Raw genomic sequence first — 12,628 nt, 5'->3', positions numbered from 1 at the left:
AAGCACGCCTAGAACAGGCCCGGATCCCGCGCGTTCAGAAGATCGTTCAGAGTGTCGTGCGATGGATACCGTGGGCAAACGGCAGCATCGCGCGCGGAAAATCCAGCTTCTCCTCGCCCCAGGACCTCCACGACGTCGTCCGCTGCCGCGAGCGTCGCGCACGGGCCCGGCCGCATGATCTCCGGCAGAGGGTAGACCACCGTCCGCCTCTGGCGCGGGGCTTCCCGTGCCGAAACATGGTCCAGCAGAGCCTTGCTCGACATCAAACGCCTCACCCCACAGAGGCCCCCTATGAAACACGCACGCCTGGAATCCCGATCCTTCAGGCCATCGCCCTGGTTTCGCGCCGCTTCCCGCTTGTGGAAGCGGGACCACTCGTGTTACGGAGCCCGCGTCTCATCGAGGCGCCTTCGCGGAGAGGTGGCAGAGCGGTTGAATGCACCGCACTCGAAATGCGGCATGCCTGCAAGGGCATCGGGGGTTCGAATCCCCCCCTCTCCGCCACATCGACCTGAATTTTCATTATTTTCAGAACGATCCCAACAGGAGCAAGGACTTCGCGGCCGCCCGGTGGTACACACGGGTGGTACACACGTGGTTCTCCCTATGTCGCGTCCCTGGCCCCATCCGAAGACCGGCGTCTTCTGGTTCCGAAAGCGGGTACCGAAGGACATGCTGGCGCTCGTCGGCAAGCGTGAGGAGAAGGCGAGCCTCGGGACGAAGGACGTCGGCGAGGCCAAGCGCCGGCACGCCGCCCACGCCGTGTTGGTGGAGCGCCGCTGGGAGAACCTTCGGGCCGGCGTACGGCGCCTGAGCCTTCTTGAGGTCAACGCCATCGCGGGCGAATTCTACGAGGACCTGATCCCGCAGTTCCGGGAGGGGCGGTTCTCGCCGGTGTTCAATCTCATCTCGTCCGCGACGATCGACGCGTATGTGAAGGATCCGACCCCTGGGAACCGTGAGAGGTTCCGACGTCTCCACGGTGCGGACATCGACGCCCACTTCGCCGGGAAGGGACTGGCGTTCGATCAGGCCACGCGCGATGCCTTGGATCACGCAATCGCCAAGGCGATCCTCCAAGCCGTCGACCAGAGCGCGAAGTACCTTGAAGGGGACTTCAGCCCCGACCCGATGGCGGGTCGGTTCCCAAAGATGCCGGTCAAGGCCGTGGTCCTTCCGCTCCAGGAGTGGTTCGCGCGTTACGCCGACGTGTCGAAGCTCGCTGCCTCGACCCGGAAACGCTGGGCACCGGCACTGGCGACGCTGGCTGTGTCCGCCGGCCATGACGACCTCGCCCGCATAACCCCGGACGACATATCGGATTGGGTCGCCTCGCTCCGTGGGCAGGGACGCGGCGACAAGACCATCCGTGACGTCTACGTCGCCTCTGCGAAGGCGCTCTTCCGCTGGCTCAAGGGCGATCGCAAGGTCGCGACCAACCCTTGCGCGGACATCCGGGTCAAGGTCGTCGGGGCGGTCGTGCTGCGCGACCGCGACTTCACCGAGGAAGAGGCCAACATTATCCTCGCAGCGGCCCTCGCACCCCAAGGGGCGCGCCTGAGCCCCGAACATGCGGCGGCACGCCGGTGGGTCCCGTGGTTGTGCGCCTATTCAGGGGCACGGGTCGGCGAAATCACCCAGCTGCGGCGACAGGACGTGCGCCATGAGGGCGGCATACCGGTCTTCCGCATCACACCTGAGGCGGGCACGGTGAAGACGAAGCGGTTCCGTGACGTGCCGATCCACCCGCATCTCGTGGAGATGGGCTTCCTCGATTACGTCGCCACGCGGAAGGGCCCCCTGTTCTACGATCCCGCGCGCGGTCGCGGCGGTTCGGATGCGAACCCACTGTCGAAGAAGGTCGGGGAGCGGTTGGCGGCCTGGGTCCGTAAGCTCGGGATCGACGACGTCGGCGTCGACCCGAACCACGGCTGGCGCCACAGCTTCAAGACGCGTGGCCGGGCATGCCGTATGCCTGAGGCGGTCCTTGATGCCATCCAGGGGCATGCCCCTAGGACCGAGGGCGGTAGGTACGGATCGGTCAAGGTCGACGTGATGGCGCGCGAGATGCTGCTGTTCCCTCGGTACGCTCTAGGCGCGCCGGAGCTATCAGCGTCGGGCGGAAGCGTCGGGATCCCCCAGGAAACCCCGGTTTCCCGGCAAGCCTTCTAAGCCTTTCATAGGGTCGCCCGCGTCGTCTGGCCGTTCTCGAAGGGGACGGCCCCCATGGATTGGGGGCCAGCGTCTGATCCAGGGCGATGCGGATGCAGTTTCCATGACCCCGAGCCTGGTACGGTCCGTCATGGCGGCCCGGATTGCCTCATTGGGCGCCTGCAGGCCGATCGCCTGCGGGCGGAGCGGCGGCGATGACACGGGAAAGGACGCGCCCGACCTGCGTCGCCGAGTACGGCTTGTGGAGAAGCTCGAAGCCGTGGTCGTCGTCGCGCGCCAGGACGTGGCTGTAGCCCGAGGCGAGCACCACCGGAAGCCGCGGGATGCGCTCGCGCAGCACCCTTGCGAGTTCGATGCCGCCCATGCCCGGCATCACCACGTCGGAGAAGACGGCGCGGAACCCGGCCCCGTCCGTGCCCAGGCGGTCCAGCGCTTCCTCCGCGTTGACGACCCATTCGGGAGCGTAGCCGAGGTCCTGCAGGATCTGTGTGCAGAACCGTCCGACCTCCAGGTTGTCCTCGACGAGCAGGATGGGCTGGCCGTCGCCCAGGGGCGAGCGGACGGCGTCCGGGTCGGCGATGGACGATGCGGCGACCCCGCCCGAGATCTCGGGCAGGTAGATCGTGAAGGTCGTGCCGCTCCCGACCTCGCTCGACACCTCGATGTCGCCGCCGGATTGCTTGGCGAACCCGAACACCTGGGAGAGCCCGAGGCCAGTTCCCTTGCCGACTTCCTTGGTCGTGAAGAACGGTTCGAAGATGCGTCCGAGGATGTCCTTCGGGATGCCGCATCCGGTGTCGGTCAGGGAGACGGCGGCGAACCGACCGCATGATCCGCCGTGGCCTCGGATCGGCGGCATGGACCGGTCGGGGAGTACGCGCATGGTCAGGGTGCCGACCCCGTCCATGGCATCGCGGGCGTTGACGGCGATGTTGACCAGGGCGGTCTCGAACTGGTTGACGTCTGCACGCACCAGGGTCGGTTCCCCCGGCCCGTCCACGACAACGCGGATGCGCGAGCCGGTCACGCTGTCGAGCATCTCCGCGACGCCGCGCAGACGCTCGCCGATGTCGAATGTTTCCGGCTTCAGCGACTGGCGGCGCGCGAAGGCCAGGAGCTGCCCGGTGAGCTTGGCGGCGCGGTCGACCGTGTCGGACACGGCGTCCATGTACCGACGCCGCCGCTCCTCCGGCAGGTCCGGGCGGCGCAGGAAGTCAACGGACGAGCGGATGATGGTGAGCAGGTTGTTGAAGTCATGCGCCACGCCGCCGGTCAGCTGGCCCACCGCCTCCAACTTCTGCGATTGCCTCAGGTCCAGCTCCATGCGCTCGCGCTCCACCGCCTCGGCGAGCAGGCGTGCGTTGGCCTGGGCGAGTTCCGCCGTCCGGGCGGCGACCTCGCTTTCCAGGTGCGCGCCCGCCTCGCGCAGGAGCGCGGCCTGCGCCTCAAGCTCGGCGTGCAGGGCGACCACGCCGCGGTTCGTCTCCGTGAGCTCGCGGTTGAGACGCTCCGCCTCCTCCTTGCGCTCGGCGAGCTCGGCGAGGCTTCGCAGCAGCTCGCGGTTCTGCTCGCGCAGCGCGGTCGTCGGCTGGTCGGGCCGGGCGCGGGCGACGTCTTCCGCCATGGTCGAGAGCGCCCGGCCCGAGAAGGCCTCGGAGCCGATCGGCAGCCTCATGCCGAACGTCACGGCCGTACCCCGACCGGGCCCGGTCTCGATCTCGAAGCGGTCCATAAGGCGCCGGGAGCCGGTGATGCCGATGCCGAGGCCGGTGGTCGAGCGGAAGCGGCCCCCGAGGATGTCGTCGAGGTGGGGGATGCCCGGGCCGCGGTCGAGGATGCGGATCACAAGGATCTGTCGGCCGTCGTCCTCGTCGAGGCCGTATTCCACGCGGCCGCCACCGGCGTAGCCGAAGGCGTTGCGGGCGATCTCGGATACCGCCGTCGCGATCCGGGTCTGGTCCTGGACGCCGAAGCCGAGGCGCTCGGCCAGACCGCGCACCCGTTGGCGCACCGCGATGATGTCGTCCTCGTGCACCACGGGACTGGCGAGCAGCGGCCATCTCATGCGGCGCCCCCCCGCACGACGAGGACGGTGGCGTCGTCGCGGGCGCGGGCGAAGTCGCGATAGACCACCCCTGACACCAACGTCGGATGCGCCATCGCCAGGCCGGGATAGGCATCGAGGGACCATCCCGTCGCGATGCCATCCGAGCATAGGACGAACAAGTCCTCGGGTCCCATGGGGTACTCGAATTCCTGGATCCGCCTGGCGGCATGGCCTGCCGTGCCGGCGAGGCTGACGGTACGCTTGGTCGCGGCACCCGCGACGACGGCGCCCGCGACGTTGCCGATGCCGGCGAAGGTCAGGATGCCGGTATCCCGATCGTAGCGGGCGACGGAGACCGCCCCGCCCCGGGTATGGTGGAGCCCCGCGTGGACCGCCGACAGGATCATCCCGGGTTGTGCGCCATGGTTGATCCGGAAGATCCGGATGGCCGCCTCGGACGCCTCGGCGGCCGCAGGGCCGTGGCCGAGGCCGTCCGCCACGATGGCGGTCCAGCCATCGCCACGCTCGTGGACGGCGCAGGCGTCGCCGTTGGCGGTCTCGCCCCTCAGCGGAACCGTCACGGCACCGAAACCCGGAACGGGTTCCGGGGGGGAACGACGAACCGGTGCAAGCCGCGCCAGCACCGCGGTGCCCGAGCCCGGACGCGAGGCGATGTCGAAGGCTTGGGACAGTCGAAGCACCGCGCCGAGACCCTCCCCGGCGCTGCCGCCGGTGGAATGCCCGTCGCGCAACGCGGCGGCGACATCCGACAAGCCGGGCCCCTTGTCGAGGGCGAGGATCTCGACCCCCGAACCGGTCCCGTCACGGTATGCGCCGACGAGGATCTCGCCGGGCACGCCGTACTTCACGATGTTCGATGCGAGCTCCGTCGCGACGAGGGCGACGCGACCGGACGCGGTCTCGTCGAAGTCGATCGCCTGCGCCGCGGCCACCGCACGTCGCCGCGCCTCGGCCACCTGGCTCGCTTCCGTGACGGTGACCCGGTCCATGCTCACTTCCAGCGTGCGATCGTCACGCGCGTGCCTTTCCCGGGCATCGACGCGATGTGGAACTCGTTCGAGAGCCGCTTGGCTCCGCCCAGGCCCAAGCCAAGGCCGCCGCCGGAGGTGTAGTGATCGGTCATCGCCTGCTCGATGTCGGCGATGCCGGGCCCCTGGTCGTCGAAGGTCAGGCGCAAGCCCAGGCGCGCGCCGGCCTGTACGATCTCCGCCATGACGTCCCCCCCGCCGCCGTAGTCGAGGGTGTTGCGCGCGAGCTCGCTCGCCGCCGTGACGATCTTGGTCTGGTCGACCAGCCCGAGGCCGATCTCGACGGCGAGCGCACGGACCCTCTGGCGCACGCGGACGACGTCGTCGCCGGTCCGGATCGGGAGGGTCTCAGTCCTCGTAACGGCCACGGTCGCTCCCGTGTCCGTCGTCCTCCTCGGAAAGGCCGGCCTGGACCAACGCCATGCCCCGCTCGACATTGAGTGCGGTCTTGATGCCCGTCAGCTCCAGGCCGAGCTCGACCAACGTGATGGCGACCGCCGGGCGCATGCCGGCCACGACCGTCTCCGCGTCGAGGACGCGCGAGACGGCGGCGATGCTCACGAGCATGCGCCCGATGAAGGAATCGACGATCTCCAGGGCCGAGATCTCGATGAGCACGCCGCGCGCGCCGGTGCGCACGATCATCGCCGTCAGGTCCTCCTCCAAGGCCAGCGCGAGGCGGTCGTGCATGTCGACCTGGATGGTGACGATGAGGACGCCACCCAGCTTGAGGATCGGGATACGGTCCATGGCCTCAGCGGCGCTCCTCGGTCGGAGCCTGCTGGCGCACCACCTTGCGGCCGGTCCGCCTGAGAGCGACGGCGAAGGCGTCGGCCAAGGTCGCCTTCGAGACGACGTTCAGCTCGACGCCGAGATGCACCATGGTCTGCGCGATCTGCGGCCGGATGCCGGAGACGATGCAGTCGGCGCCCATCAGCCGCGCCGCCGCGACGGTCTTCAGGAGGTGCTGGGCTACCAAGGTGTCGACGGTCGGCACCCCGGTGATGTCGATGATGGCGATCTCCGCCTCCTCGTCGACGATCGCCTGGAGCAGGGTCTCCATCACGACGCCGGTGCGGGCACTGTCCAGTGTGCCGATGAGCGGCAGCGCGAGGATGCCGTCCCACAGCCGGACGACCGGGGTGGAAAGCTCGGCGATTTCCTGCCCCTGGCGACCGATCACCTCCTCGCGGCTTGCCAGGAAGGTCTCCATGGTATGCAGCGCGAGCCGGTCCAGCAGCTTGCCTGCGGACACGACCCCGGTGGCGAGATCCGGGCTGCCGGATCCACAGGCCCGGCCCAGCGCCTCGAACACCGGCTCTTTGAGCGAGAAAACGAAGTTGGCGGTGTCGGTGGGCGTGAAGCCTTGCAGCGCCCGCGAGCGCGAGATGTCAGCGAGGGTTTCCCTTAGCGGCGCGAAGCCGGAACCGTCCGCGTCGAGGTCGCCGGCAGCCAACCCCTCCCCGAGCTGCGAGACGACGATCCCGGCCTGGGTACGGAGCTCGCCTTCCCGAGCACGCCCGCCATGCGCCGTCATGCCAGCGGCGAGGATCGCGAGCCAGGCATCGCGGATGCCTCCGGCATCGTCCACGACGACCTTCCTAAGTAGCTCGGCCCCGTGCATGGCGATCCTGTGGTCCATTTCGACGTTCCGCGGTGTCTAACGCGATCCGTCGCCGTACGATAGGTTACGATCCTCCAAGGAATTCGCCATGGACTGTTGTCCCCGGCCTCCGGTTCGGTGACGTAGTTCCCGATGGCCGTCGATGTCGATGCGACGACGGGACCGGCGTGGGGCACGCACCCGGGTGGCATGCCGCGTCCCGGCGCGTCTCCCGGCGGATCTCGGACGCCCGGCCGTCATTCCGCGCCCGCATGCGCTTCGCCCGGCTCGTAGGGAGGCGTTCAGGCGCGTGGGCGCAAGGCGACGACCTTGCCATCCCCGGCATCCGTGGGTGCCGTCTGGCCAAGGGTCTCGGCGACCTTGACGGCGAGCTGCTCGCGCTTGAACGGCTTGCCGATCAGCCTGACGCCGTCGTCGAGGCGCCCGTGATGGACGATGGAGTTCTCGGTGTAGCCCGACATGAAGAGCACCCTCACGTCGGGGCGCAGGGCGGTGATCCGCTCGGACAGCTCGCGGCCCCGGACCTTGCCCGGCAGCACGACGTCGGTGAGCAGCATGTCGACCGATGCGGCGTGCGCCCCGAACACCCTGAGGCCCTCCTCGCCGTCCGCCGCCTCCAGCACGCGGTACCCGAGGTCGGAGAGGATCGCGCAGGCGATCTCGCGCACCGCCGGCTCGTCCTCGACCACGAGGATCGTGGCGTTCCCGCGAGGCAGTTCCACCGGGGCCGATGAACGCATGTAGGACGCCGCGACCGCGCCCACCGCCCGGGGCAGGTAGATCTTCACCGTCGTGCCCTCGCCGGGCTCGGAATAGATCTTCACGTGTCCGCCGGACTGCTTCACGAAGCCGAACACCATCGCGAGGCCGAGGCCGGTGCCCTTGCCATCGGGCTTGGTCGTGAAGAACGGCTCGAATACGCGCTTGACCACGTCGGGGGTCATGCCATGACCGGTGTCGGAGACCGCGACCATGGCGTAGTCGCCGGCGGTCACCTCGGCGTGGCTGGCGGCGTAATGCGCGTCGAGCACCTTGTTGCCGATCTCGATGGTCAGGCGTCCGCCCCCCGGCATCGCGTCCCTGGCGTTGAGGGCGAGGTTCAACACCGCGCTCTCAAGCTGCGCGGGATCGGCCATAGCCGGCCAAAGTCCCGCGCTTTCGACGTATCGCACCTCGATGTGCTCGCCGAGCGTCCGGCGGAGCAGCGGGACGAGGTCCGGCATCGTCGCGGAGAGATCGATGGCGGTGGGGGCCAGGGGTTGCTTGCGGGCGAAGGCGAGGAGCTGGCCGGTGAGCGTGGCGCCACGCTGGGCGGCCCAGGCCGCGCGCTCGATCCGGGTCTGCAGTCTCGCGTCCTCGCCCCCGAGCTTGGACCGGACGAATTCGAGGTTTCCGAGGATCACCTGCAGCAGGTTGTTGAAGTCGTGCGCGATGCCGCCGGTCAACTGGCCGATGGCCTGCATCTTCTGGGCCTCGCGCAGGACGCCCTCGGCCTGGGCACGCTTGGTCATGTCGGTCACGGTGAGCACGAAGCCGCCGTCGGGCATGGGCGTCCTGCGAAGCTCCAGATGGTGATCGTCCGCGCGGATGCGCTCGTAGACCACGGGTTCGCCGGGAATGCTCCGGCCATGGCGGACCTGCCCTTCGGTCTCCAGCGCCGGACGGCCGGCCTCGGAGGTGTGCTCGGCGAGGGCGGCATAGGGCGTGCCCGGACGCAACATCGCCTTCGGGACGTCGAGCAACGCCTGGAAGCAGTGGTTCCAGTTCGTCAGCCCGCGGTCGGCACCGAACACGGCGATGCCCTGGCTCAAGCTGTCGAGGGACGCGCGCAGGCGAAGGGCCAGCGTACGCTGCTCGGCCTCGACCCGTTGGGAATGTGCCCAGGCCTTGTTGAGGAGGCGTGCCGCGAGCAGCAGGGCGAGCATGGCGAGGCCGGCCCCGCCGAGTACCAGCCAGCGTACCCAGGCCGCGCGGGCATCGTTCTCGCGCAGGCGGGTTTCGAGCAGGCTCTCCTCCTCGTCCAGCATGGCCCCGAGGATGCCCTCGGCCCGCTTCTGGTGGTCGCGGCCGGCGTCCGTATTGACGATGCGCAGGGCGGCATCGATCCCGACGTCACGCCGCAGTTGCACAGTCTGCCCAAGTTCCTCCAGCTTCAGCTGGATCACGGGGGAGATGTCGCGCAGCCGACGCTGCTGGACCGGGTTGTCCGCAGTGAGCTTCTGAAGCTCGCCTTGCAGAAGGCCGATGCGGTCCCGCGCCTCGTTGTAGGGCGTCAGGTAGTCGTCCTTGCCGGTCAGGAGGAAGCCGCGTTGCCCGGTCTCCGCATCGCGCAGGGCGATGGCGAGATCCTTCATCGCCGCCACCACGCCGAAGCTGTGTTGGGACCACTGCCTCGCCTCGCGCGCGGCCCCCAACCGTTCCCAGGTGGCTCCTCCGACCAGGCCCAGGATGGCGAGCAGCACCGCGAAGACGAGAATGTTGGCGCGGGCGACGAGGTGCTTGGTCATGTCGGGTCCGTGCCGGGTTCGCATCGGCCTTCCGGGGGGAGGACCAAGAAGCGACGTCTCGGCCCGGGGGCCATGAACGGTGCGTCGGCTCAATTGCGTCTAGACGATTACCGGGCGATTGCGAGGGAAATGCGGTGTCGCCCGGGCCCCCTGCGCACGGTCCGGCATCCGATCTTCGAGCTGGAAATGCCTCTTGTGGGCCACCCGCGCAGCCATGTAACCGGTCCATGCGGGTCGGGATCCCATGACGAGCCCCGACGAAGAGACCGCCACTCCGGGCATCGACCATGGGAACGTCGGGAACATTCGTCCGATAGTCCCTCCGTCATCGAGAAATCCTTCGTACGGATCCTGTGAGACACTGCCGCCCAGGGACGGGGAGGTCACGTGTCAGGCCGGGAGGCGGCGTCCGCTCGGCGATCGTCTATCGGACACGCCGGGTTGACCGAGTTGGGTGGGGGTGGTCGCCGAAGCTTCGCCCGGAAGCGGACCTTCCGCCTCCGACCTGACCCGGCCACCGGAGGCGCAGTCAGCATTCCTCCATAGCGGCCGTTCGTCAGCCGTTAGGAAACTTCGGTTCGGGGTGCGTTGCAGAAGTCCGACTGCCTCGCGGCCGATGGCTGAAGCCTCCTGAGAGCGGACGATCCTGCCTCTACCGTTTGGCCTCTTTGCCCGTCTCGATCAGCGAACGGATGCGCGTCGCCATCGCGTCCATCGCGAACGGTTTGGTCAGGACCGACATGCCCGGCGGAAGCGTCCCGTTGCCGAGGATCGCATTTTCCGCGTAGCCGGTGATGAACAGGACCTTGAGGTCCGGCCGGGACACATGCGCCGCGTCGGACATCTGCCGCCCGTTCATGCCGCCCGGCAGGCCCACGTCCGTGACCAGCAGGTCGATGCGTACATCCGACTGAAGCACCTTCAACCCTGCCGCGCTGTCGCTCGCCTCGATGGCGAGGTAACCGAGGTCTTCCAAGATGTCGGTGATGAGCATCCGCACGGACGGCTCGTCGTCTACCACCAGCACCGTCTCTCCCTGATCAGACCGATCCAGCGCAACGAGCTTGGCGGCACCTTCCTCGTCCTCGATCTTGCCGTAGTGGCGCGGCAGGTAGATGCACACGGTGCTACCCTCGCCGACCTCGGAATAGATGCGCACCTGCCCGCCTGACTGCTGGGCGAAGCCGTAGATCATCGACAGGCCGAGGCCAGTGCCCTCGCCCATGGGTTTCGTCGTGAAGAACGGCTCGAACACCCGAGCGATCACGTCCGGGGTCATCCCGGTGCCGGTGTCAGTCACGCACAGGGAGAGGTACTGACCTTCCGGAATGTTAAGCTTGCGGGAGACGCGCTCGTCGATCCACTTGTTGTGTGTCTCGATCGTGATGCGCCCCCCGTCCGGCATCGCGTCGCGGGCGTTGATGCACAGGTTCAGCAGCGCGTTCTCAAGCTGCGGCGGGTCCACGAGAGCGGCCCAGAGGCCGGACGCACCAACCACCTCGACGGGGATACTCGGTCCGACCGTGCGCTGGATCATCTCATGCATGCCCCAGACGAGGCGGTTCACATCGGTGGTTTTTGGATCGAGCGTCTGGCGGCGCGAGAAGGCCAGTAGGCGATGGGTCAGGGAGGCGGCACGCTTCGAGGCTCCTTGCGCCACCGCCATGTAGCGCTCGACATCTTGGAAGCGGCCCTGCTGCATGCGGTTTTGCATCATCTCCAACGATCCGGAGATGCCCGCGAGCAGGTTGTTGAAGTCGTGTGCCAAGCCGCCGGTAAGTTGCCCGACAGCCTCCATCTTCTGCGATTGGCGTAGCGCCTCCTCGGCCCTGCGTAGCTCGGTGATGTCGGTTGCTTCCGGCATGATCTCGACGACGCGTCCGCTTGTATCCCGTACCGGGTGCATCCCGAAATCGTAGATGCGGGTCTCGCCATTCGGTAGGATGAGAGGCAGTTCAGTTCGGGTGCTCTGCCCGTTGCGGGCCACTTCGACTGCCCCCCGAACGGCGTCGCCCATGCCGGGCGTTCCGGAGAACCAAGGGGTGGTCCAGAAAGGCTTACCGACAACGTCGCCCAGCTCCGCGCCTATCGCGTCCAGCGAGGCGGGATTGGCCTCCAGTAGGGTTCCGTCCAGTTGCATGATGCCCATCAGCTGACGGGTCAGATCGAATACGACGCGCTGCCGCTCCCGCGAGGTTCGTAAGGTCTCTGCCTGCAAGGCTATCTCTTGAGCCTGCGCAGCCAGTTCGACCGCCTGTACCTTCTGCTCGGTGATGTCGCGGGCGACGCAGTAGAAACGATCCCCCTCCGGCACCGCCGTCCAGGATAGGTCTCGGTACTCCCCTTCTCGCGTCCTGAACCGGTTCTCGAAGGCCAGCGTCGGGGCACCACTTTCGGCGAGACGAACGATCTCGGCGCGGGTCCTCTCGCGGTCGTCGGGGTGCTCCAACCACTCGGAGGTGCGGCCGACCAGTTCCGCTTCGGACCATCCAAGCACGCGGGTCCAAGCCGGACTGACGTTCAGGAACACGCCCCCAAGGTCGCTGACCAGCAGCATATCCTGACTGACCTGCCAGATCCGGTTGCGGTCCTGCGTCCGTTCGACGATCTGACGTTCGAGGGATTGGTTGATGGAACGGAGGTTGGCCTCAAGGGCCTTGCGCTTGGTCGTCTCCGTGAGGATCGAGATGACGCCGCCGATGCCGTTGGGCGCCGTCTCGTCGTCGATCGGGCTGAAACCGTAGGTCCAGTACGCATCCTCGACGCGACCTTCGCGCAAGATCGGGACATGCTGGTCCTCGTACCATGTATGTCCGCCGCCATTGCGGACCTTGGCGACCTCGGAGCCGATCACCGGCCAGATTTCCCCCCAGCTTTCCGAAGCCGGGCGGCCGAGCGCGGAGGGATGCCGCTCCGGTCCTGCGGACGGCACGAAGCCGTCGTTGTAGAAGAACGTCGCCTCCGGCCCCCAGAAGATGTGCATGGGGTGGTGGCTGTTAAGGAGCAGGCGCACCGCCGTGCGCAGGCCGGAGGGCCAACCCTCGGGCTTGCCGAGCGGCGTCGCGGTCCACTCGTAGGCACGCATCAGCGTCGCCATCTCGCCCGACCCGGCGAGGAAATCGCGGCTATCTGACATCGGCTCGGGTGCGGCTATGAGAGGTAGGATGTTGCTTCGGCCAGTGAACGCCGGACACGCAATCCTCGATGCACGGGTCGAGTTGGCTTGTGC

The 12,628-nt window shown here is 67.9% G+C and carries 8 protein-coding genes and 1 tRNA gene; 2 read left to right on the top strand and 7 right to left on the bottom strand.

The features are described 5' to 3' along the window. The first annotated feature begins 414 nt into the window (after positions 1 to 414). Together MKK54_RS18270 and MKK54_RS18265 are read left to right on the top strand one after the other, a co-directional pair. Positions 415 to 504, top strand: a tRNA-Ser gene (locus tag MKK54_RS18270). After that, positions 460 to 2,172, top strand: a complete 1,713-nt coding sequence (locus tag MKK54_RS18265) for a site-specific integrase (RefSeq protein ID WP_313898397.1) — start codon at positions 460 to 462, stop codon at positions 2,170 to 2,172. Before MKK54_RS18270 ends, MKK54_RS18265 begins: the two co-directional genes overlap by 45 nt. Before the next feature lie 148 nt (positions 2,173 to 2,320). Here MKK54_RS18265 and MKK54_RS18260 read toward each other — a convergent pair whose 3' ends face one another. The 7 genes from MKK54_RS18260 to MKK54_RS18230 all read right to left on the bottom strand — a co-directional run bounded on the left by MKK54_RS18260 (position 2,321) and on the right by MKK54_RS18230 (position 12,382). Next, positions 2,321 to 4,237: an ATP-binding protein gene (locus MKK54_RS18260; RefSeq protein WP_244012787.1), complete on the bottom strand. Its 1,917-nt coding sequence runs from the start codon at positions 4,235 to 4,237 to the stop codon at positions 2,321 to 2,323. Beyond that, positions 4,234 to 5,229, bottom strand: coding sequence for a SpoIIE family protein phosphatase (locus MKK54_RS18255; protein WP_244012785.1), 996 nt, complete (start codon positions 5,227 to 5,229; stop codon positions 4,234 to 4,236). Before MKK54_RS18255 ends, MKK54_RS18260 begins: the two co-directional genes overlap by 4 nt. A 2-nt stretch (positions 5,230 to 5,231) precedes the next feature. Beyond that, positions 5,232 to 5,636, bottom strand: coding sequence for an ATP-binding protein (locus tag MKK54_RS18250; protein WP_244012783.1), 405 nt, complete (start codon positions 5,634 to 5,636; stop codon positions 5,232 to 5,234). Then, positions 5,617 to 6,018: an STAS domain-containing protein gene (locus MKK54_RS18245; protein WP_244012781.1), complete on the bottom strand. Its 402-nt coding sequence runs from the start codon at positions 6,016 to 6,018 to the stop codon at positions 5,617 to 5,619. The genes MKK54_RS18250 and MKK54_RS18245 overlap by 20 nt, the downstream gene beginning before the upstream one ends. A gap of 4 nt (positions 6,019 to 6,022) precedes the next feature. Next, complete coding sequence (locus tag MKK54_RS18240; RefSeq protein WP_244012779.1) at positions 6,023 to 6,910, bottom strand: STAS domain-containing protein; 888 nt, start codon at positions 6,908 to 6,910, stop codon at positions 6,023 to 6,025. Between the two features lie 263 nt (positions 6,911 to 7,173). Further along, entirely contained in the window at positions 7,174 to 9,399 is a 2,226-nt protein-coding gene (locus MKK54_RS18235; protein WP_244012776.1) for a CHASE3 domain-containing protein, read from the bottom strand. 652 nt (positions 9,400 to 10,051) lie between these two features. Continuing rightward, entirely contained in the window at positions 10,052 to 12,382 is a 2,331-nt protein-coding gene (locus tag MKK54_RS18230; protein WP_409564208.1) for a PAS domain S-box protein, read from the bottom strand. Positions 12,383 to 12,628 lie beyond the last annotated feature (246 nt).

Source organism: Methylobacterium sp. J-068 (assembly GCF_022829445.1).
Taxonomy (GTDB): domain Bacteria; phylum Pseudomonadota; class Alphaproteobacteria; order Rhizobiales; family Beijerinckiaceae; genus Methylobacterium.
The sequence above is the reverse complement of the archived record's forward strand: the minus strand, read 5'-3'. Positions and strand labels throughout refer to the sequence as shown.

Excerpts from the sequence above, each read along its gene's own strand:
- MKK54_RS18245 (WP_244012781.1), bottom strand. The coding sequence starts at position 6,018 with ATGGACCGTATCCCGATCCTCAAGCTGGGTGGCGTCCTCATCGTCACC.
- MKK54_RS18260 (WP_244012787.1), bottom strand. The coding sequence starts at position 4,237 with ATGAGATGGCCGCTGCTCGCCAGTCCCGTGGTGCACGAGGACGACATC.
- MKK54_RS18265 (WP_313898397.1), top strand. The coding sequence starts at position 460 with ATGCCTGCAAGGGCATCGGGGGTTCGAATCCCCCCCTCTCCGCCACAT.
- MKK54_RS18255 (WP_244012785.1), bottom strand. The coding sequence starts at position 5,229 with ATGGACCGGGTCACCGTCACGGAAGCGAGCCAGGTGGCCGAGGCGCGG.
- MKK54_RS18230 (WP_409564208.1), bottom strand. The coding sequence starts at position 12,382 with ATGCACATCTTCTGGGGGCCGGAGGCGACGTTCTTCTACAACGACGGC.
- MKK54_RS18240 (WP_244012779.1), bottom strand. The coding sequence starts at position 6,910 with ATGGACCACAGGATCGCCATGCACGGGGCCGAGCTACTTAGGAAGGTC.
- MKK54_RS18235 (WP_244012776.1), bottom strand. The coding sequence starts at position 9,399 with ATGACCAAGCACCTCGTCGCCCGCGCCAACATTCTCGTCTTCGCGGTG.